Genomic DNA, 19,518 nt, shown 5'->3' on the forward strand with positions numbered 1-19,518 from the left:
GATTCAAGCGCTCAACTACCGGCAATCGCATTGGTTCTGCTAGGTGGTCAAGGCGGGTGGCATGGCGCGCGGTTCCAGCACCCCGCCTCCTGCTCGATCGTGATGAAAAGGTCTGCTACATCCTTGGCAACTGGTAAGCCGGTGATGCAGGCGTATATTGATAGTGTCGATCCAGGTAGTTGAGGCGATAAAAGATCGCCAATGGTGGGACAAGTGAAAGTGCTGGGGACGCTAGCGAATAACCCAGAACGTTTGGAGGTGTCACATGAGGCGGTATCAACGACTCTTTCTGATCGCAGGTCCGACCATGCGTCACTCGCCGGCGATGGAGCGGGCAATCGCACTGGCCGACGCTACAGGCGCAGCGCTGCATATCGCGGTGTTCATCGAAGACTTCGACCTTATGCGGTTAATGAGCAACAGTGAACAACTTCGTGAGAGTTGCCGGCAGGAGAACCTGCAGTGGTTGAAGGATGAGGCCGAACTCATACGCAGGAAGGGCATCAATGTGACCACCGAAGTTGCATTGACCCGTGACCCGCTGCAAGAGATCCTTGGGCATGTGGCTGAAATGCAGCCGGACCTGATTATCAAGGACGTACATCATGAATCAGCACTCAAACGCGTATTCGTCACGCCTTTGGATTGGCAGTTGTTGCGCGAATGTCCGACCCCCATACATCTGGTCAGCGAAGTCAGGTGTCCGCTTCCTCGGGTGATTGTGGCAGCGGTTGACCCATCGCATCCAGAGGGTCAGATCAGCGGAATCAACGACAGCGTCATTCAGGCGGCGAACGAATTGGCGACGCAATGTGATGCTGAATTGCACATGCTGTATGCCTATGAACTGACACACACACATTTCTCTGATGCAGGTGCTGGCGCCGTGACGATGCCAGGCTTCAGCAACGACGTGCGCCGGTCACTCGAAAAGTGCTTCATTGCCTTGGCTGGACGCCACGGCGTGCCACCTGAGCGACAACACTTCATTGCAGGACCGCCAACCAAAGCAATGACCGACTTTGCCACTCACACTCGAGCGGATGTCTTCGTAATGGGAAATACCCATCACAAAGGGGTGGACAAGCTGGTTGGCAGTACCACGGAGCATGTTCTGTATCAGGTGCCTTGCAGCGTTTTGGCCATCAAGGGAGAAGCGGATGACTGAAGAAAAAAAGCCGCCACTATCGCAGCCGGCTGTTGGTGCTGATGTGGTTTTGACCCAAGCTGCTGACTTCAGCTGACCCTTAGGCGGTCTCTATGAAGACACACATAAGACCCTCGATTACCGAGTATTCAGGTAGGTCAACGATTTCCGGCAGCCAGGATCAAAACCGCATCAGCGCCAACATTGAAAGCACCGTCAGAAACTTGGGGATTGAATTGCCCCGATTTTTTAGACACCAATTACCGGCAGCTATGGGTCGTTTTCTGCCTCTCGCGACAGGCAGCAATCGGCCAAGAGCGGACGGTCGTGTTCAGCCGTTTATCTTAGTTATCTGCGAGGCGGTACAGTGCTTGGGCATGAGATGTCGTCAACCCGGCACGTTGCAGATTTCGGCAACTTTGGGAGCTGGCCAGCGCGGACGCGGCGATCAAGTGGCAGCCATGCTTCTTCGCTTGCTCAATTCGATGAGATATCAGTGCTCCATGGTAGCCAAGGCCCCGGGCATCCTTTCGGGTGGCAGCCGTTCCAAGGTAGGCAATGCCATTACTGGCCAAATACATTGAGGCTCCTGCCACGACTTTCCCATCAGCCTTCAGGACGCAGATTTTCAGACGTCCGCTCGACGTCTGCTCTGCGAAGGATGCTTGATTCAGCAATTGGTACTCTGGTTTGGTATGAAAACCACCCGCATGCACATCTGCGAACTGAGCAAGAGTTTTTGACGTGACTTCCTCGATTTCGAATGAGTGGCGACTCAAGACCACCTTCTCGATGGCACACGCGAATTGCAAGTGAGTCCAGCCCCTCAAACGCTCAAGCTGCGCTTCGCCCACAAGTGAGTACCGCCCCAACGCGGAAGGTTTCCCGATAAGGGGAGTTACGACCGAATGTTCCGCTGAATCGTTGAGCAACTTCAACAGTGCCTGGGGATCACGGGCGCTGTCGCCGTAGATGCGGTTGAACATTGGGCTAGGTGATGCGTTCACCTGAAAGCACGGAAAGTCTCCGTTGGAAAAAACACGTGCGCCATAAGGATTTCCACTTATCCCTGCCAAGTTCTGAACACGCGAACGCAAATACTCGCTTTCTGCGGCCTCAATCTGATGTGCCAGTTCAACATCCATGTAAGTCGTCCTTTTTTGAAGATTTCCAAGGGAGGGAAAGCGCATCGAACAATACGCTTGCGTCCAAGTACGTACCAGTAGTTGGCTCTGCTTCACCGTCAGCTTAGGGTCGATTTCTGCCCATCGTGACAGGAAGAAATCGGCCAAGAATGGTCACCGGGATGCGCCGGGAAAACGTGTTGATTTAATGGGCATCAGGAATGACGGTGTGTGCCGACGCGATGGCTGATATCTTTCCCGCGCTGCAAATCGCGTCCAATCGACGCCGATCCCATCAAGGAAGATAAAAACAATGAAAATATTATTCATCGCTTCGCTAGGAATTTTATCGCTGACTCAAACATCACTATCCTTCGCGGATAATGCTAATGGAAAAAATCTCTATCTACAGCGATGCAGCATGTGCCACGGAATGGATCTCAAAGCAACAGGACCGCTGGCTAATAAAAGCAATCCGCCTACACCTGATCTAACAACGTCCGCTTTCAAAAAACGATTAACTGATTATCCGGGCGTGATTGTATCTTCGATAATACTTCGCCCAAATGGCGACTTAATTCCAAGAACCTTGCGTGAGAATGGAGTAAAGCTATCGCCGCACTCATGGAGCGTTAAGGATTTGCGCGATTTAAGTCAATACATGGGTGGTGTGGTTTCACAAAACCGATGACATTTGAAGTGCCTGGTCCTGTGCTGTCACCTTCGATTGACATGACGCCAGCGCTTGACTCTGTCCCTTGGGGCAACCCGTAACTGCCATGGCGCTGAGGGCTCAGCAGACCCGGTTGCTCATACAAACGAATGGCTTTTGGAGTGCACCCCGACAACTTGGCAAGTTCACCTATGTGTAAATGACGCTCCTCCCTGATCCAGCGCCGGCCCGCTGTTTGCTGGCTGTGACCGGATGTCGTCCTGATGCACACGGTGTTCATGCAGAGTCGCTCAGCGGCACCGCGACAGGCAGAAAGCGGCCAATTTCAGCCTTTGCTGACCGGCAGCTATGGGTGTTGCCTCCAGTGCGCTTTGCGCTAACGCCTGGTGCAGATCAGCTGACGGCGCAACGTCGGGGCAATCAGGCATCCAACGCCAACGAATCCCTGGGACAATCTGACGGCCACTGACGATCCACCAGAATCCGCCGCCCGTCTTCAGGCGTGGCAGGTTCGCCTGAACTTTTGCACTGGATCATCACATCTCACCCCCTCCACTCCCGCGGGCTGACTCCGGTCTTGCGGCGGAACGCCCGGGCCAGTGCCGACGGGCTTTCGTAGCCGACTTCTTCGGCGATCAGGGCGATCGGTTTGCCTTCGCGCAGGCGTTTCTGCGCCAGGCTGATTCGCCAGCTCACCAGATAATCCACTGGCGCCTGGCCGACCACGCGTTTGAAGTGTTCAGCGAAGCTGGCCCGCGACATGTTGGCCAGTGTCGACAGTTCGGCCACGCTCCAGGGCTTGCCGGGGGCTTCGTGCATCAGGCTCAAGGGCCGTGCCAGGCGCGGATCGGCGAGGCCGGCCATCATGCCCGGTTGCTGATTGCGTGTGCTGAGGATGTGCCGTAGCAACAGAATCACCACCAGTTCGAACAGCCGGTCCATCACCGCTTCACGACCACAAGTGCCCTGGAATGCTTCGTCGAACAACCATTGCAGGGTGCTGGCCAAGGTCGGGATTTCATCGAGTTTGAGCACCAGAAATTCCGGCAGCGATGCCGCCAGGGCGTTGCTCGAGCCGCCATCGAAACTCAGGGATGCGCATACCAGTTGAGTGGCGGAGGCTTGCGAGGCGCTCAGGCGATGGCGGTACGGCCTGGGGAAAAAGATCAGCGTCGGCTCGCTGAGGCGCTGCTCTGGCTGATCGGCCAGTTTCAGCACGACTTCGCCGGCTTGCAGCAAGTGCACATGACCGCAGGCCTGGTTGCCGTCGAAGGCCGTAGTGCCGCAAAACGTGCCGCTATGAAAGGTGCCAGCGTTGACGCCGAAATGGGTGAGCAAGGTGGATAGGCGATCCATAGGGAAACTCCCGGAAGCAGTTCTGGACGATCTGTCGCATATCGTCGACGATTTGCATCCAATTAACCAGCTCGAATCCATAGCATGAACTCCGTACCCAGCGCCTGTCGCGCTCAACCACGGAGCATCACCATGACCCGCATCATCCCTGTCAGCCTCGAACACGCCACCGACGCCACCCGCCCATTGCTGGAAGGCGTGCAGAAGAAAATCGGTTTCCTGCCCAACGTTTTCCGGGTACTGGCCCACGCCCCCGCCGTGCTGGCTTCGTACCTGCAAAACTCGGCGGCCCTGGGCAAGACATCCCTGAGCGCCACGCAGAAGGAAGCGATCTTCCTCGCCACCTCACAGGTCAACGGCTGCGATTACTGCCTGGCGGCACACACGCTGTTTGCCAGCAAGGCCGGGCTCTCCGGCCAAGAGATCCGCAGCGCCCGGGTCGGCCAGCTCGACGCCTATGCCCTGCTCGCCCGGCAGATCACCGAAAGCCGTGGTCACTTGAGCGGCGAGCAGATCGCCGCGGCCCGCGCCGCCGGTATCGATGACGCGAAGATCATCGAAGTGATTGCCCACGTGGCCTCGCAGACTCTGACCAACTACTTGAACAACGTCGCCCTGACCGATATCGACTTCCCGACCATCGACGCCTGATACCCACCCGCTGCGGAGAATACGAGCATGAACACTGTGACCCTTTACACCACCGACACCTGCCCTTACTGCCGCAGCGCCAAATCACTGCTGGCCAGCAAAGGCGTGACAATGCAGGAGATCAACATTCAGCGCGAACCCGACAAGCTTGAGGAAATGCTCAACCGCAGCGGCCGACGCAGCGTGCCGCAGATTTTCATCGGCGACAGGCATATTGGCGGCTTCGATGACCTGGCCAAGCTGGATCGTCAGGGAGGGTTGATGTCGATGCTGGCTTGAGCGCAATGCCACTGTGGGAGTGTGTCTGCTTGCGAAATGGCACATCAACTACCCCTATGCTGAATGTGCCGACGCCTTCGCGGGCAAGCCCGCTCCCACAGGGATTGGGTTTGACTGACAGATATTTGCAGCGCTCAGTCGTCTTCGTGCAACTTGATGCCACGCTTGTGCAGCTGGTACGGCACCACCAGCACCAACAATGTCAGGGCCATGAAAAACACCGCGATCGGTTGCGTCAAAAATATCGTCCAGTCGCCTTCGCTGATGGATAAGGCGTTGCGCAATTGCTTCTCGGCCATCGGCCCAGCAGCATGCCGACGATCACCGGCGCCACCGGGAAAATCGAAACGGCGCATCAACATCCCGACCCAGACAGGTGGCTTTTGCCCGGTTCAGCGCAGCTTATCCCCTGGAACTGATCGCTCGACCGGAACATTGGTGGGTGCTTTTAGGGTACGCGCAACGGGCACCCTCACCCTGATCTTCGCCGTTTTTGAAAGCGCCGACGACGAAGTAGCCGGAAAACATGAGGCTACTTCAACCATCCTTAAGGCGCGCATTCTGAGTAATACCACTATGCGCCGGGAGTCATGCAGCGACATCGTAGTTAGGGGATGGGTGATTTCGTAAAATCAAACGACCAATACATTCAAAAAAATTGTAATGGATACATTTCAGCTAACTGTCGCGTCTTCACAGCCATTCGGCGCCACTCTTGACCGTCCGTTATTGGCCGATTTCTGCCCGTTGCCACCAGCAGCTTTCGGCCAAAAACAGACGTTCAGCCTTCTCACTAAAGACCACGAATAGAGCTAACGATGGAATTTATGCGCGACGGTTCGAATGTGGGCTTTAATGTCCGTGCTTATATGCAGCCGAACGAAGATGGATGCCCCTAACGGCGGGTTCAGGTTGCCATGCACTCGTCTAATCAAGGAAGAAACGACATTGAAAAAAATAGCTTTCGGCGCCCTGTTGTTGACCTGGCTGACTACTATCGCACTCGCTGACGAGAACCCTGTCGGCTTCCAATCTTCCACACTGCCGGACTCGCACAATGACCGCGCACTGGAGATGGTCGTCTGGTACCCCAGTGCAACTACCGCCACCACGCAATTGATCGGCGATGATGTGGTGTTCGTCGGGGCTTCTGCCGTTCGTGACGCGCCGCCCGCTGCTGGCAAGCATCCATTATTGGTGCTCTCCCACGGATACAGAGGTAACTGGAGCAACCAGATCTGGCTTGCCAGTGCTCTGGCTCATAGGGGTTACATCGTCGCCGCAATCAATCACCCTGGCACCACCACTCATGACCGTAGCCCTCAAGCAGCGGCGCAGTTATGGCAGCGGCCCGTTGATGTGCGTCGAGCCATTGATAGCGTCACGACTCAACCTGAAAAATTCGGCTTGGTCGCCAATGACCGAATTGCAGTAGTGGGCCATTCACTCGGCGGCATGACCGCCTTGGAGATCGCCGGTGCTCGTTTCGATCCAGACCGCTTCGCCCATGACTGCAAAGCACACCCGCAGTTAGCAAGTTGCACCGTCTATGGAAAGATAAACCCCGCAAGCACCTCAGAATCAAAGGCCGCGTTGGCCGCCGATTTGCGCGATAAACGCGTCACTGCTGTGGTTACATTGGACCTGGGCCTTTCACGGGGCCTGACCGATGAAAGCCTGATCGCGCTGCCGGTACCAACGCTGGTGATCGCTGCCGGCGTACCGTCGCACGATCTTCCCGCCGAGTTGGAGTCTGCCAACCTGGCCAAACGCCTGCCTGCGGCGTCAAGCCGTTACGTCGAAATCAGCGACGCAAGCCACTTCAGCTTCTTGTCGGTGTGCAAACCTGGCGCGGAGGTATTGCTCGAAGAAGAAGTACCAGGCGATGGCATCATTTGCCGAGATGGCGATGGCGATGGCGCTCGCTCGCGTGGGGTGATCCAACAGCAGGTTACATCGCTGATCGACGAGTTTCTTCAGTCCTCTATCTACAAAGAAGGCAGTTTCTAAAATCGTGGTACGAGAACTGCGGCCCTTCCTGATAGACAACTATCGGCCAGAAGCAGCCGGTGGACGGAGCGATAGCAAATGAGTAGCTATGCTTGGTCTACTGCCGGAACTGATTGAGCAGATTGGGCTTTCCGTCCATGGTGTACAAACCCTTTCAGCGGTCACCCGACTGTCACAATGCCCGGCCTAGTCAGGCGTTATCACCCCACTTGGGGTCAATTTAGAGTAAGGCCCAAAGAGGAGTTCGCCATGACCGTAGTCGATCGCCTCAGGTATTTGCGCATCGTTTTAGTTTTAGCTGGCCTCGCGTGCCTTGCTCTCTACCCACTTATGTTGTTCTGGCCGTCCGGCTGGGCCTGGCACGTCGGTCACTCGGACTACCCGATGATGATCGTTGGCATCTACGCCACACTTGGCGTGTTCTTGATCATGGCCGCACGTGATCCATTAGCCAATCTGAGCCTAATCTGGTTCACCGTGTGGTCTAGCGCCGTACACGGAGGAATCATGGCCGTCCAGACGATCACCCAGCCGGGGCAAATGGGGCACTTGGCAGGTGACGTGCCGGCGCTATTCATCGTGGCGGTTGCCTTGGCTATCTTGACGCCCCGCTCGCAATTGGCCGCTCGGCCCCGGACACACAATGGGGCCTAAGAGCAGGTTTGACTGTCAGGATCGGGACGAAAATCGCGTTTCTACGCGATTTTTTGCGCCTGCTGATCAACCGAGCGCCGACAGGTTTTACGTAGCAACGCAGTCTTAAAGACTGTGCCCGCGTTTTTTCACAGCCTGGGGCGTTTTCTGCCTGTCACGACTGACCGGTTTGGGCCGACAGCAGCGCTCCGAGACCACCCGTATTAACCCCGCCGACCTGGACTTAAACAATGCCTGAGTTCCCCCACTCGGCACCCCAACTTCCAGGGCAACATACCGATAACGCCCTACCCGCCAACCCACATAACCCTCAAAGCAACCTTTAAATGGCAGAATCCCCTTAACTTGATTGTTTCGGAGACCACCATGCTTCGCGTATTTGAACAGAAACTCGACCCCTTCCCGCCCGACGAGGTACCACCGCCACCCGAAGGCCTGGCTCGGTTCCTTTGGGCGTGCACACGGGGCGCCCGCGGCTATATTCTCGCGTTTGCGCTGCTCAGTGCCGGTGTGTCGATCTACGAAGCCTGGCTGTTCTCTTTCCTCGGCCAGGTCGTGGATCTGCTCTCGACCTGGAAGGCAGGTGGTGATGCGGCTGCGCAGGAAAGTCGCGTGTTGTGGGGCATGGGCATCGTCATGCTGACCAGCATCGGGCTGGTGGCGTTGCGTACGATGGTGCAGCACCAGATATTGGCGATCAATCTGCCATTGCGGCTGCGTTGGGACTTCCACCGCCTGATGCTGCGGCAAAGCCTTTCGTTCTTTTCCGATGAGTTCTCCGGCCGGGTCACCACCAAGGTGATGCAGACGGCGCTGGCCGTGCGCGACGTGCTGTTCACCCTTATCGAGATCGCACCCGGAATCGGGGTGTATTTCATCGCGATCATCGCACTGGCCGGCGGCTTCGCACCGAAACTGATGCTGCCTTTCGTTGCCTGGATCGTGTTGTTCGGGCTGGCCATGCTCTATTTCGTGCCCCGCTTGGGGAAAGTCGGACAGGAACAGGCCCATGCGCGCTCCTCGATGACCGGACGTATCTCAGACGCCTACACCAACATCACGACAGTGAAGCTGTTCTCCCATTCCAATCGTGAAGCGCACTTCGCGCGCGCGGCCATGGAGGATTTCAAGCAGACCGGCTTTCGCCAGATGCGCCTGGTCAGCCAATTCGAGATCGTCAACCAGGCGTTGGTGGTGGCGTTGATCATGGCAGCAGGCGGTTATGCACTTTGGCTGTGGCACCTGGGCGAAGTCGGCACAGGGGCCGTGGCGGCGATTACCGCCATGGCGTTGCGTATCAACGGCATGTCGCACTGGATCATGTGGCAAATGACCTCGCTGTTCGAGAGTATCGGCACCGTGCAGGATGGCATGACAACCCTCACCCGCGGCCCCAAGGTGCAGGATGCGCCAGACGCGGGCGTGCTGGTGACCTCCGGTGGGGCGGTAACCTTCGACAATGTGAGCTTCAACTACAATGGCGAACGCCAAGTGCTCGATGGCTTGAGCCTGAACATTCGCCCGGGCGAAAAAATCGGCCTGGTAGGCCGCTCCGGCGCGGGCAAATCCACGCTCATCAACTTGCTGCTGCGCTTCTATGATGTCGACAGCGGGCAGATTCGCATTGATGGGCAAGACATTGCGCACGTGACACAAGACAGTCTGCGCAGCGCCATCGGCATGGTCACCCAGGATACTTCCCTGCTGCACCGTTCCATTCGCGACAACATCGCCTACGGCCGACCCGATGCAAGCGACGCAGAAATCCGCCGTGCCGCGACCAATGCCCAGGCCGATGAGTTCATCAGCCAACTGAGCGACCGGCAAGGTCACTCCGGCTACGACACCCTGGTGGGCGAGCGCGGCATCAAGCTTTCGGGTGGCCAGCGCCAGCGCGTCGCGATTGCCCGAGTGATGCTCAAGAACGCCCCGATCCTGCTACTTGACGAGGCTACCAGCGCGCTGGATTCAGAAGTCGAAGTGGCCATTCAGGAAAGCCTCGATGAAATGATGGAGGGCAAAACCGTCATCGCCATCGCCCATCGGCTGTCCACGATTGCGGCGATGGATCGACTTATTGTCATGGATGATGGACGCATCATCGAACAAGGCACCCACACCGAATTGCTCGCCAGGAACGGCCTCTACGCGCGGCTGTGGCACCATCAGAGTGGCGGGTTCCTGGGGGAGGATCGGGGGGTGATCGAGGCGATGGACCAGGTATGAGCCTGAACGGCCCGGGGATAATCTGCAAGCGGCTGCTTTGGGTCGCTGCCCATCGCGAGAGGCAGAAAACAGCTGTGGATTCAACCGGTCGATGCAACACAACTAAATTCTGTTAAGCCTGTTTTCGCGATGTGAAAAAGGCCATCACTGCGGCGAGAACCAACAAAATAGAGCTTGCGAGAAATGTCATGCGATAACCGCTCCCGTCGAAAAGCAGCCCGCCGAGGGTAGAGCCCAGTGCAATGGATAGCTGAATGACTGCCACCATCAGGCCGCCACCGGCCTCAGCATCCTTGGGTAGCGCCTTGGCCAACCACGACCACCACCCCACGGGTGCTGCCGTCGCGATCAGACCCCACAGCCCCAGCAATACAAAAGCTGCCACGACTCCGCCGCCAAGGACAATCAAGGAAAGTGCAATGGCGGCCATCAAAAGTGGAATGCAGACCAGGACGCGATACATGCCGATGTTCAGGAAAGTGCCGATCAGAATGGTCCCGACAAAACCCGCCACGCCGATGACCAGCAGGATCATCGACAACATGGAGACATCTACACCAGTGACGGTCTCCAGGAACGGGCGCAGATAGGTGAACAGTACAAACTGCCCCATGAAAAAAGCACCCACACTCAACATGCCGAAACTGACCAATGGGCTCTTGAACAATCGAAAGGCATTGCCAGCGCCTGCTTTGCGCGGCGCCGCCGTCATGGCTGGCAGGCTGATCCACTGCCAGATCAACGCGATGATCGCTACCGGAATCAGGCAGAAGAAAGCACCCCGCCAACCGATGACACTCCCCAGATAGCTTCCCAGTGGTGCGGCCACTACAGTTGCCAAGGCATTGCCGCCGTTGAAGATTGCCAGAGCCTTGGGCACGCTATGGGACGGTACCAGGCGCATGGCCATGGCCGCCGACATCGACCAGAACCCGCCGATCACCATGCCGATCAGCGCACGACCAATCATGTACACCGTATAGTTTGGCGCCAGACCGACCACCAGCCCCGACACGCACATAATCCCGGTCAGTAGCAGCAACAGCGTCTTGCGGTCCATGGAGCCCGCAAGCCTGGAAATCGTAAGGCTTGTCAGCACCGCGAAAGCGCCCGAGATGGCGATCCCATACCCGGCCAGTCCTTCACTGATTTGCAGATCCGATGCAATCGGTGTGAGCAAACTGACCGGCATGAACTCCGAGGCGATCAGCGCGAATACGCACAGCGTCATCGCAAAGATGCCACTCCAGTAAGCCGGCTGCTCCTCTGTCCCCGGCGTGCCGAGGGCATCACTTGCCGGGGTGTCGAATACTTGAGCCGTCATGCAAAAATCTCTCATCAAATAGTAGTTGGCTGAAGCACTGGCCTTTTAGCCAACCGCCGTCAGGTGCCGGGTAAAAAAGGCGGTGAGCTTGGTCCAGGGAATCAAGTTCACGCGGTCGTACAGATCCACGTGACCCGCGCCGGGAACCCAGGCCAGTTCCTTAGGTTCGGCGGCGCGTTGGTAGGCGTCCTCGCTGAACTCTCTGGAGTGCGCCTGATCGCCAGCGACGAACAGCAGCGGACGCGGGGAAATCGTCTCGATATCGTTGAATGGATAGAAATTCACGAACCTGACTTCACTGGTCAAGGCGCGGTTTTGCGTCAGTTCCAATGTTCTGCCATGAGGGATATGGATGCCGCGTGGCGTGCGGTAGAAGTCCCAAAACTCGCGAGTTACCGGGTCGGTTTCCTTGCCAGGCTGCGCAGGCAGATAGTTCAGAAATTGCAATGTTCCGGTAGAGAACTCGTCATAGCGTTGCTCGGCGGCTTTGGCGAGCATCGCCTGGCGTTGCTCGACAGTCACTGAGCGCCCCAGACCATGACGGGTGACGGCGCCCATGTCGTACATGCTGACGGTGGCCACGGCTTTCAAACGCAGATCCATCTTGGCCGCACTGATGGCAAAGCCACCGCTGCCACAGATACCCAGTACGCCGATACGCTTGCGATCGATAAAGTCCCGCGTGCCAAGGTAGTCAACGGCGGCACTGAATGCGTCGGCATACATTTCTGGGGCAACCTGGTTACGAGGCAGACCCTCACTCTCTCCCCAGAAAGGCAAGTCAATCGCCAATGTGATAAAGCCTTGTTCCGCCAGCTTTTGTGCATAGAGCATGGAGCTTTGCTCTTTGACTGCTCCCATGGGATGACCGACGATAATTGCAGGCGCTTTAGCGTTTCGAGCCAGACTTTTTGGCGTTACAAGATTGCCCACAATCTGAAGATTGTATGAGTTCTTGAAAGTCACCTTTTGCACGGTGACCTTGTCGCTTTTATAAAAATTGTCGGCACCTTCCGGCGGGCGGGCAGCGTTTTTCGAGTCAGCCGCGAAGGCTGAGCCCCCCGCTACCGAAAGCACGCCCATAGCCGCAATACTGACGCCCGCGGCCTTTACGAATTCGCGCCGATCAAGCCCTGGAGGGGTCAAGGCTTCTGTAGCTGCAAGCAGGGTTTTAGGTGACTTGCTCATCATCAGTACTCCGTTCCAGATAGGTGACAGAGCTTGACGGATTCGAGATACCCTGATTAGTAGGCGCAATCTTCATGTAGTTTTGAGAAAAACTCAGCAATGGCCAATACCAAAGTCAACGATCTCCAAGCTTTTCTGGCAGTGGCGCGTGATCAAAGCTTTACCAAAGCCGCCGCCAAACTGGGCATTACTCCTTCTGCGCTGAGTCATACGATCCGGGCACTTGAACAAAGACTTGGGATACGTCTGCTGGCCCGCACGACACGCAATGTGTCGCCGACAGAGGCGGGAGAAAGATTGATGCGCTCGATCGCCCCGCTTTTTGATCAGATCGCTGTTGAGCTTGAAGCCTTGAGCGAATTACGGGACAAGCCGAGTGGCACGATTCGTATTTCCTGCACTGACGATCAGATTGAGTTGTGCATTCGGCCGATGCTTGCAGGTTTCTTGAAGAATTACCCGGATATCACACTGGAGTTCTACGTCGACTATGGATTCACCAACGTGGTCGAGGAACGCTTCGATGCCGGCATTCGCATGGGTGAGTCGATCAGCAAGGACATGATTGCGGTTCGCATAGGACCGGATTGGCGGTTGGTGGTGGTGGGATCTCCGGCGTATTTCGAACGCAAACCGGCACCAGCGACGCCCCATGAGTTGACTGCCCATGACTGCGTCAATATTCGACACAGGCCATCAGGGGCGATTTACGCCTGGGAGTTTGAGCGAGATGGCCAGGCGTTTACGGTCAAGGCAGATGGGCAACTCGTTTTCAACAGCATCATGCATGTTCTCAATGCCGCCGTTGATGGCATAGGTCTGGCGTACGTACCAGAGGAATTGGTCGCACGGTATCTGGCCGACGGCCGACTCAAAGAAGTCCTGGCCGATTGGTGTCCTGTGTTTCAGGGTTACCATTTGTATTACCCCAACAGACGCCAGGCGTCTCCCGCCTTTTCTGCATTGGTCGAGGCGCTGAAATATAGACGCTGAGCTTTCTGTATTCGACGTGCTGCAACGTCTGCTATGGGTCGTTAGAGACCCTTCATGTCAGGCAGCTATCGGCCGAGTTGCGCCGGACATCAACGCCAGACGGATGACTTATCGGGTATCGCTCGATACCCTTACCTCCCCGTCGCCTGACGGTTTCCCGGTCAAATCCCATTTCACCCAGACGAGCATGTCATGAAATCCCCCGCAGGTTTGCTGCTGTCGGCTATCGAGCTGGACCGTGCCAGTGCCATTCCGCTGTACCGCCAACTGTATCTGCAGATTCGCAAACAGATACTCAACGGTAGAATCCAAGGGGGCGTACGCCTGCCGTCGACCCGGACATTGAGCAACGAGTTGGGGTTGTCGCGGATCACCATTCTCAATGCTTTCGATCAGCTGATTGCCGAAGGTTTCCTGGCCTCGCGCACTGGCGCCGGTACGTATGTCGGCACTGAGTGGGAAAGCCGGGGTATCGAGGATGAGCAACCGCGCCAGCCACCGCGCCTCTCCGACTTGAGCCAGTCGATGCTGTCGCTGCGCAGCGATCATTTCCGCGGGGTGTCCTATGCCGACTGGGACCCCGCGACCCCGACCTCCTTCCTGCCCAGCCACAGCAGCTATGACGCATTCCCGCAGGCGATTTGGCGGCGCCTGATGAACCGGCATCTGCTCAAGCCAACCAAGGCCATTCTGGGTTATGGCGAGTTGCAAGGCTTGCAGGCGTTTCGCACAGCGATTGCCGAATACGTCTTCGATGCGCGTGGCATCGACTGCAATGCCGGGCAAGTGGTAATCGTTTCCGGCGCGCAGCAAGCGTTCAACCTGCTGGGCATGCTGCTGCTCAATCCTCAGGACAGCGTCTGGATGGAGGACCCGGGGCACATCGCCGCGCGCATTGCGTTGAAGGCCCTGGGGGCTCAGGTGATTCCGTTGCGTATCGATGAACAGGGGATCGATGTCCAGCAAGGCCTGACCGAGTGCCCTGATGCCCGCCTGGTGTTTTGTACGCCGTCGCGCCAGCATCCTTTGGGCGTCACGCTGAGTTATGCGCGGCGCCAGGCACTCATCGACTGGGCTGCACAGCATCAGAGCTGGATCATCGAGGACGATTGCGACAGTGAGTTTCGCTACAGTGGCCGACTCCTCCCGGCGCTTTATGCCATGGACCAGATGGCCCGGGTGATCTACGTCGGAACGTTCAGCAAAGTGCTCTTTCCGTCACTGAGACTGGGTTACGTGATTCTGCCGCAGGCCCTGGTCGAACCCTTTTGTACCCTGCGCGCGGTCATGGATCGCAGTCCGCCCACACTGCTTCAGGCGACAACGGCGGACTTCATGGGCGAAGGCCACTTCCTGGGGCACATCCGCCGCATGCGTGCGCTGTACAAGGCGCGCCAGCAGGCATTGATCGAACAGATTGAAAAGCAGATTGGCAGCTTCTTCAGGATTACCCCGACGGATGCTGGCATGCACCTGATCGCCTGGCTGCCCCCCGAACTCAGTGACACTGACATCGCCCGGCAACTGGCCCAGTACAACATCCACACCTATGCCTTGAGCGACTACAGCATCAAACATGCCCTGCCACCGGCCCTGTTGATCGGCTTTGCCGGCACGCCTGAAAACCAGGCCAGGGAACGTGTCGAAGCGCTGGCCCAAGCCTTGCGCGCATTGGGTTATCTGCCGCCGACCACTTGAGGCGAGGCAAGTGGTCTTATCAAATAACTGATAGTGGATCTATCGAGAGTTCCTGACTGGCGCGATAAAGGCTGCGCCGGTAGACCCGGTGTCTGAACCAGGAACGACTCTAATGAACAATAAGATCCAGGAACGATTCAGCGCCTTGCTGAGCCATAAGGTGGTCGAACACGGGGCTGTTCCCGTGCTGACGGACGCACTGGCCCGACGGCTGCTTGAACGTCTCGGGCAATTGCGCCTGTTTGCCCACGCCTACCCGCTACTGACCAACCTCACCCACGGTCGTGTCATCCCTGCCGACCTGCTGGACTTCGCCTATCGCCACGAGCTGCAAGGCCTGAGCCTGCACTTGCTCGACGGCGAGGAAAACAGCCTGAGCCAAATGTCACCCGCGCAGCTCCAGGCGTTTGCCGCCAAAGCCAAAGCGCTGGGGCTGGATGTGCACCTGGAAATCAGCAGCACGCTGAAAATGGACGTCGACCAGGTGATCGCCATCGCCAGGGCCCTGGGGGTGCGCAACATCCGTGTTTACTCACGTTACGAGGGCACGCTGTCGCGGGTCATGGACGTGATCGAGAGCGACCTGCACTACCTCGCGCAACAGGCCGACGCACACGATCTGTACTTTGACTTCGAGCAGCATGAAGAACTCAAGAGCGGCGAAATCGCGCAACTGCTCAACCGCCTCAACCACCCTCGCCTGCATGCCCTGTTCGACTTCGGCAACATGATCAATGCCTGCGAACAGCCCCTGCAGGCCCTGCGCAACCTGGCGCCGCACATCCGCCAGACTCACCTCAAGGGTGTGCGCATCGTCCCCGAACAAAACGGCTTCGGTCATTACGGCGTTTTGCAGGGCAGCGACGAGGACGATCTGCCCAGCGCCCGCATGCTGTTCGAGCTGTTGATGCTCGGGGAAGCAGCCCCGCAGGTGATCGCGTTCATCCTCGAGCAGGAAAACCACTACGTGGCCCCGGCCTTCCGCCAGAGCACTGAGGCGGCCGATCCCTTCATTGCCTACCGGGAGATGAGCGAAACGCCACTGCCGAACGGCTACTCCCTTGAGCAAATGCTGGCCGACGAACACCGCTGGGCGAACAACCAGGTCGCCTATGTCCGTAGCCTGCTGGCCGAATTGCGCACGCTGGCCGAACTGACCCTGGCCAGCCCTTCCAACGCCTGATCCTGACGAACCCGATTACGCCTGGAGAACAATAATGACAATTCAAAACAAGGCCAAATGGCTCCGATTCCTGATCCTCATCCTCGGTGGCGGCACCATCTACAAGCTGGCGAGCCTCAAGGACGCCTTCTATGTACCCATGCAGGAATTCATGGGCTTGAGCCACACTGAAATCGGCATGCTGCTCAGTGCCAACGCGATCATCGCCACCGCGCTGTTTGTGCTGGGTGGCCTGCTCGCCGATCGCTACGACACGCGCAAACTGATTCCCCTCGGCCTGATCGGCACCGGTGGCCTGGGCTTGTACCTGGCGACCTTTCCCCCCTTCAGCAATCTGCTGATCGTGTTCAGTCTGCTGGCCGTCTGCGCCGACTGCCTGTTCTGGCCATCGCTGCTCAAAGCCATCCGCAACCTGGGTGACGATCAGGAGCAAGGCCGGTTGTTCGGCCTGCTCGAAGGCGGGCGTGGCGTGGTGGACACCCTGGTGGCCTTTTCCGCCCTGGGCGTGTTTGTCGCCATGGGTTCGGGCGAAACCGGCCTTAAGTCGGCGATCCTGTTCTACTCGGTCATCGACATTCTGGCCGGCACCCTGACCTGGTTCCTGCTCAAGAGCGGCAGCGCGCAGTCGGTGGCCAAGCCGAAGAATGGCCTGGCGAACCTGATGGAAGCGATCAAGGTTCCGGGCATCTGGCTGGTCAGCCTCAACGTGTTCATGGTCTACATCGTCTACTGCGGCCTGACCTATTTCATTCCCTACCTCAAGGAAATGTACGGGTTGCCCGTGGCACTGGTGGGCGCCTACGGCATCATCAACCAGTACTTCCTGAAGATCCTCGGCGGTCCTGCCGGCGGTTTCATCGCCGACAAGCAGTTCAAGAGCACCAGCCGCTACATGAAGTGGGCATTCCTGGCGCTGCTGCCGCTGATGGGCGTGATCATGCTGATTCCGAAAAGCCCGAGCTTCATCTATGCGGGCATGGCCGCTACCCTGTCCTTCGCACTGATCGTGTTCTCCATGCGCGGCGTGTTCTGGGCGCCCATGGGTGAAGTCGGCATTCCCCAACACATCACCGGCTCGGCCTTCGGCATCGGTTGCCTGATCGGCTACGCGCCCGGCATGTTTGCCTACGTCATCTACGGTGCAATCCTCGATCACTTCCCCGGTGAACAGGGTTACAACTATGTCTTCACCTTGATGAGCTTGCTGGCCGTCGTGGGCTTCATGGTGTCCAGCCTGCTCTATCAAGCGGTGCGCAAAAAATCCATGGCCACTGGCGGGATGAGCGCGGCGCAAGCCTGATCATCGCCATGGACTCCGGGAGGAGGAATCGTCTACCACGCCGATCCCTCCTCCTGGCCACAACGCCGGAATGAACCGGCGCTGACTTACGCGCAATCTGGATAACGCGTTCCCGCAACGGAACGCTTTTTCATCTTATGGCGTATCAAGCAACGTCAAACAAACAACGCCAAAAACCCTGTCATTTAGCGAATCCCTCGCGCCTGGAATTTTTTCATGGCGTGAAGTGTAAAGTGCAAAAGGTGTCCTAGACTACAGGCTTAAATAGTCTGATTTCTTGAATTCTTCACCGCTGCAACTACTGGATTTTTATATGAATTCAGACAGTCTTCGGACGCAGCACTGCCTTTATCGAATACCCTCTATCGACCCAAGAGCGGGATGCAAATATGAATAGTGATTCCGTAGCGGGCTCTCGATTCAGCGTACTTGATGGATGGCGCGGCATAAGCATCTTGCTTGTCTTGGGGTGCCACCTGCTACCACTTAGCCCAAAGGCTTGGCAATTTAATGCCGCCGCAGGCGTTATGGGGATGGCTATATTTTTTACGTTATCGGGTTTCCTGATAACAAATTTTCTGCTCAACAACAGCAGTGTCGTTGATTTTTTAATCCGCAGAATCTTTCGGGTTGTGCCGCTCGCCTGGTTGTACATGCTCATTGCTTTACCTGTCATGAACAGCACTTCGGATGTCTACATCGCAAACTTTCTGTTCGTTGCCAACTGGCCGCCTATGTGGCTTGGCAGTGTAAACGGCCACCTATGGAGTTTGTGCATGGAGGTCCAGTTTTACTTCGCCATCGCTTTGCTGGTCGTTCTGATGAGAAACAAGTGGGTACTGCTGATCCCTGCTCTCTGCATCGCCGTCACGATGTACCGAGTCATGAACGATGTCCATGTCGCAATCAACACTTACTACCGCATTGATGAAATACTTTCCGGATGCATACTGGCACTGATCTACAACAATAGACTCGGCAACATCCTGGCAAAACTTCCGACACCAACGTGGATCGCGCAAATATTTTTAGGTCTGCTGTTTGTCCTGTCCTGTCATCCCGATGCGGGCTTCATGAACTACTTCCGCCCCTATCTTGCCGCAGCAATGGTGGGAAGCACGTTACTCAATAGCCGGACACTAGTTGCCCAGCTTCTGAATAATCGCGCCCTGTTTTATATCGCCACCATCTCGTACGCTCTCTACGTTGTTCATCCACTGCTAATACATACCTGGCTGGGTAGCGGAGATACCGTCATAAAATATCTGAAGCGCCCGTTGTTGTTCGCCGCCATTTTTATCACCGCGCATATCTCGACCTTCTATTATGAAAAATGGTGGATTGCTTTTGGTAAGAGATTTTCCAAGAAAGTAGCTAGCCAATCTGTTACATCGGTCGGTTGAATCCACAGTCGATTGCGGTCCTTTACGACAGGAAGCAATCCGGCCAAAAGCAGCCATTCAAAACTGAACAGATGCGGGGCCAGGGCATCGGGGATGCGGTTAATGCGCATGGCCGAAGATCTTGCGCAAAAGAAGAACTGCATTGGCATTTGGCTAGAGACCTTCAGCTTTCAAGCGCCAGGTTTTTATCGAAAACTTGGGTACTCCGAGTTCGGACGCTTGGCAGATTACCCACCCGGACATACTCGACTCTATTACCAAAACACGCTGTGCTAGCAGCGTTTTAAGTTGATTTTGCTCTCGTAGATC

At 56.8% G+C, this 19,518-nt stretch carries 18 protein-coding genes and 2 pseudogenes; 13 read left to right on the forward strand and 7 right to left on the reverse strand.

Going from position 1 to position 19,518, the window contains the following annotated elements; all coding sequences use genetic code 11:
• The first annotated feature begins 265 nt into the window (after nt 1–265).
• Nucleotides 266–1,168 (forward strand): universal stress protein, encoded by a 903-nt coding sequence (locus ACMXYJ_RS22245; protein WP_415756942.1) that lies wholly within the window; start codon nt 266–268, stop codon nt 1,166–1,168.
• 323 nt (nt 1,169–1,491) lie between these two features.
• On the opposite strand, the gene ACMXYJ_RS22250 is transcribed toward ACMXYJ_RS22245, so the two are convergent.
• Nucleotides 1,492–2,292 carry a GNAT family N-acetyltransferase gene (locus ACMXYJ_RS22250; RefSeq protein ID WP_415760785.1) on the reverse strand — a complete coding sequence of 267 codons (801 nt, stop codon included), beginning with the start codon at nt 2,290–2,292 and terminating at the stop codon, nt 1,492–1,494.
• 292 nt (nt 2,293–2,584) lie between these two features.
• On the opposite strand from ACMXYJ_RS22250, the gene ACMXYJ_RS22255 reads away from it, so the two are divergent.
• Entirely contained in the window at nt 2,585–2,962 is a 378-nt protein-coding gene (locus tag ACMXYJ_RS22255) for a c-type cytochrome (protein WP_415756943.1), read from the forward strand.
• On the opposite strand, the gene ACMXYJ_RS22260 is transcribed toward ACMXYJ_RS22255, so the two are convergent.
• From ACMXYJ_RS22260 to ACMXYJ_RS22270, 3 genes are all read right to left on the reverse strand, one after another.
• Nucleotides 2,904–3,224: a MerR family DNA-binding transcriptional regulator gene (locus ACMXYJ_RS22260; protein WP_415756944.1), complete on the reverse strand. Its 321-nt coding sequence runs from the start codon at nt 3,222–3,224 to the stop codon at nt 2,904–2,906. The genes ACMXYJ_RS22255 and ACMXYJ_RS22260 overlap by 59 nt on opposite strands.
• Before the next feature lie 140 nt (nt 3,225–3,364).
• The gene (locus tag ACMXYJ_RS22265; RefSeq protein WP_415756945.1) at nt 3,365–3,481 is read right to left on the reverse strand and encodes a DUF488 family protein, N3 subclade; all 117 of its coding nucleotides are present in this window, start codon (nt 3,479–3,481) and stop codon (nt 3,365–3,367) included.
• 6 nt (nt 3,482–3,487) lie between these two features.
• Nucleotides 3,488–4,300, reverse strand: coding sequence for an AraC family transcriptional regulator (locus tag ACMXYJ_RS22270; RefSeq protein ID WP_415756946.1), 813 nt, complete (start codon nt 4,298–4,300; stop codon nt 3,488–3,490).
• 132 nt (nt 4,301–4,432) lie between these two features.
• On the opposite strand from ACMXYJ_RS22270, the gene ACMXYJ_RS22275 reads away from it, so the two are divergent.
• Nucleotides 4,433–4,951 carry a carboxymuconolactone decarboxylase family protein gene (locus tag ACMXYJ_RS22275; protein WP_056739513.1) on the forward strand — a complete coding sequence of 173 codons (519 nt, stop codon included), beginning with the start codon at nt 4,433–4,435 and terminating at the stop codon, nt 4,949–4,951.
• Nucleotides 4,952–4,978: 27 nt separating this feature from the next.
• A complete protein-coding gene (gene grxC / locus ACMXYJ_RS22280) occupies nt 4,979–5,230 on the forward strand; it encodes a glutaredoxin 3 (RefSeq protein WP_415756947.1) in 252 nt (83 codons plus the stop codon).
• A 134-nt stretch (nt 5,231–5,364) separates the two neighbouring features.
• Here the strand turns inward: grxC and ACMXYJ_RS22285 are convergent.
• A pseudogene (locus ACMXYJ_RS22285) lies at nt 5,365–5,601 on the reverse strand (tripartite tricarboxylate transporter permease); the annotation flags it as partial.
• Between the two features lie 514 nt (nt 5,602–6,115).
• Here ACMXYJ_RS22285 and ACMXYJ_RS22290 point away from each other — a divergent pair.
• The 3 genes from ACMXYJ_RS22290 to ACMXYJ_RS22300 all read left to right on the forward strand — a co-directional run bounded on the left by ACMXYJ_RS22290 (nt 6,116) and on the right by ACMXYJ_RS22300 (nt 10,120).
• A complete protein-coding gene (locus ACMXYJ_RS22290) occupies nt 6,116–7,240 on the forward strand; it encodes an alpha/beta hydrolase family protein (RefSeq protein ID WP_415756948.1) in 1,125 nt (374 codons plus the stop codon).
• A gap of 249 nt (nt 7,241–7,489) precedes the next feature.
• On the forward strand, nt 7,490–7,894 hold the full coding sequence (locus ACMXYJ_RS22295; protein ID WP_415756949.1) for a DUF6632 domain-containing protein: 405 nt from the start codon (nt 7,490–7,492) through the stop codon (nt 7,892–7,894).
• Nucleotides 7,895–8,260: 366 nt separating this feature from the next.
• Nucleotides 8,261–10,120, forward strand: a complete 1,860-nt coding sequence (locus ACMXYJ_RS22300; RefSeq protein ID WP_415756950.1) for an ABC transporter ATP-binding protein — start codon at nt 8,261–8,263, stop codon at nt 10,118–10,120.
• A 112-nt stretch (nt 10,121–10,232) separates the two neighbouring features.
• On the opposite strand, the gene ACMXYJ_RS22305 is transcribed toward ACMXYJ_RS22300, so the two are convergent.
• On the reverse strand, nt 10,233–11,444 hold the full coding sequence (locus ACMXYJ_RS22305; protein ID WP_415756951.1) for an MFS transporter: 1,212 nt from the start codon (nt 11,442–11,444) through the stop codon (nt 10,233–10,235).
• A gap of 45 nt (nt 11,445–11,489) precedes the next feature.
• On the reverse strand, nt 11,490–12,527 hold the full coding sequence (locus ACMXYJ_RS22310) for an alpha/beta hydrolase (RefSeq protein ID WP_415760786.1): 1,038 nt from the start codon (nt 12,525–12,527) through the stop codon (nt 11,490–11,492).
• 204 nt (nt 12,528–12,731) lie between these two features.
• Between ACMXYJ_RS22310 and ACMXYJ_RS22315 the strand changes: the two genes are divergently transcribed.
• The 6 genes and pseudogenes from ACMXYJ_RS22315 to ACMXYJ_RS22340 form a co-directional block, all read left to right on the forward strand.
• Nucleotides 12,732–13,625: a LysR family transcriptional regulator gene (locus tag ACMXYJ_RS22315; protein ID WP_415756952.1), complete on the forward strand. Its 894-nt coding sequence runs from the start codon at nt 12,732–12,734 to the stop codon at nt 13,623–13,625.
• Between the two features lie 192 nt (nt 13,626–13,817).
• Nucleotides 13,818–15,323 carry a PLP-dependent aminotransferase family protein gene (locus tag ACMXYJ_RS22320; RefSeq protein ID WP_415756953.1) on the forward strand — a complete coding sequence of 502 codons (1,506 nt, stop codon included), beginning with the start codon at nt 13,818–13,820 and terminating at the stop codon, nt 15,321–15,323.
• A gap of 112 nt (nt 15,324–15,435) precedes the next feature.
• Nucleotides 15,436–16,506: a sugar phosphate isomerase/epimerase family protein gene (locus tag ACMXYJ_RS22325; protein WP_415756954.1), complete on the forward strand. Its 1,071-nt coding sequence runs from the start codon at nt 15,436–15,438 to the stop codon at nt 16,504–16,506.
• Between the two features lie 34 nt (nt 16,507–16,540).
• Complete coding sequence (locus ACMXYJ_RS22330; protein WP_415756955.1) at nt 16,541–17,806, forward strand: MFS transporter; 1,266 nt, start codon at nt 16,541–16,543, stop codon at nt 17,804–17,806.
• 389 nt (nt 17,807–18,195) lie between these two features.
• A complete protein-coding gene (locus ACMXYJ_RS22335) occupies nt 18,196–19,209 on the forward strand; it encodes an acyltransferase family protein (RefSeq protein WP_415756956.1) in 1,014 nt (337 codons plus the stop codon).
• Between the two features lie 65 nt (nt 19,210–19,274).
• Nucleotides 19,275–19,485 (forward strand): annotated as a pseudogene (locus ACMXYJ_RS22340) (GNAT family N-acetyltransferase); the annotation flags it as partial.
• Between the last annotated feature and the right edge of the window lie 33 nt (nt 19,486–19,518).

Source organism: Pseudomonas arabinosi (genome assembly GCF_047758675.1).
Taxonomy (GTDB): Bacteria; Pseudomonadota; Gammaproteobacteria; order Pseudomonadales; family Pseudomonadaceae; genus Aquipseudomonas; species Aquipseudomonas arabinosi.

Coding starts and splice junctions, on each gene's coding strand:
- ACMXYJ_RS22335 (WP_415756956.1), top strand. CDS start 18,196: ATGAATAGTGATTCCGTAGCGGGCTCTCGATTCAGCGTACTTGATGGA.
- ACMXYJ_RS22290 (WP_415756948.1), top strand. CDS start 6,116: ATGGATGCCCCTAACGGCGGGTTCAGGTTGCCATGCACTCGTCTAATC.
- ACMXYJ_RS22320 (WP_415756953.1), top strand. CDS start 13,818: ATGAAATCCCCCGCAGGTTTGCTGCTGTCGGCTATCGAGCTGGACCGT.
- ACMXYJ_RS22305 (WP_415756951.1), bottom strand. CDS start 11,444: ATGACGGCTCAAGTATTCGACACCCCGGCAAGTGATGCCCTCGGCACG.
- ACMXYJ_RS22265 (WP_415756945.1), bottom strand. CDS start 3,481: ATGATCCAGTGCAAAAGTTCAGGCGAACCTGCCACGCCTGAAGACGGG.
- ACMXYJ_RS22315 (WP_415756952.1), top strand. CDS start 12,732: ATGGCCAATACCAAAGTCAACGATCTCCAAGCTTTTCTGGCAGTGGCG.
- ACMXYJ_RS22310 (WP_415760786.1), bottom strand. CDS start 12,527: ATGGGCGTGCTTTCGGTAGCGGGGGGCTCAGCCTTCGCGGCTGACTCG.
- ACMXYJ_RS22300 (WP_415756950.1), top strand. CDS start 8,261: ATGCTTCGCGTATTTGAACAGAAACTCGACCCCTTCCCGCCCGACGAG.
- ACMXYJ_RS22250 (WP_415760785.1), bottom strand. CDS start 2,292: ATGGATGTTGAACTGGCACATCAGATTGAGGCCGCAGAAAGCGAGTAT.
- ACMXYJ_RS22295 (WP_415756949.1), top strand. CDS start 7,490: ATGACCGTAGTCGATCGCCTCAGGTATTTGCGCATCGTTTTAGTTTTA.
- ACMXYJ_RS22245 (WP_415756942.1), top strand. CDS start 266: ATGAGGCGGTATCAACGACTCTTTCTGATCGCAGGTCCGACCATGCGT.
- ACMXYJ_RS22255 (WP_415756943.1), top strand. CDS start 2,585: ATGAAAATATTATTCATCGCTTCGCTAGGAATTTTATCGCTGACTCAA.
- ACMXYJ_RS22325 (WP_415756954.1), top strand. CDS start 15,436: ATGAACAATAAGATCCAGGAACGATTCAGCGCCTTGCTGAGCCATAAG.
- ACMXYJ_RS22260 (WP_415756944.1), bottom strand. CDS start 3,224: ATGAACACCGTGTGCATCAGGACGACATCCGGTCACAGCCAGCAAACA.
- ACMXYJ_RS22275 (WP_056739513.1), top strand. CDS start 4,433: ATGACCCGCATCATCCCTGTCAGCCTCGAACACGCCACCGACGCCACC.
- grxC (WP_415756947.1), top strand. CDS start 4,979: ATGAACACTGTGACCCTTTACACCACCGACACCTGCCCTTACTGCCGC.
- ACMXYJ_RS22270 (WP_415756946.1), bottom strand. CDS start 4,300: ATGGATCGCCTATCCACCTTGCTCACCCATTTCGGCGTCAACGCTGGC.
- ACMXYJ_RS22330 (WP_415756955.1), top strand. CDS start 16,541: ATGACAATTCAAAACAAGGCCAAATGGCTCCGATTCCTGATCCTCATC.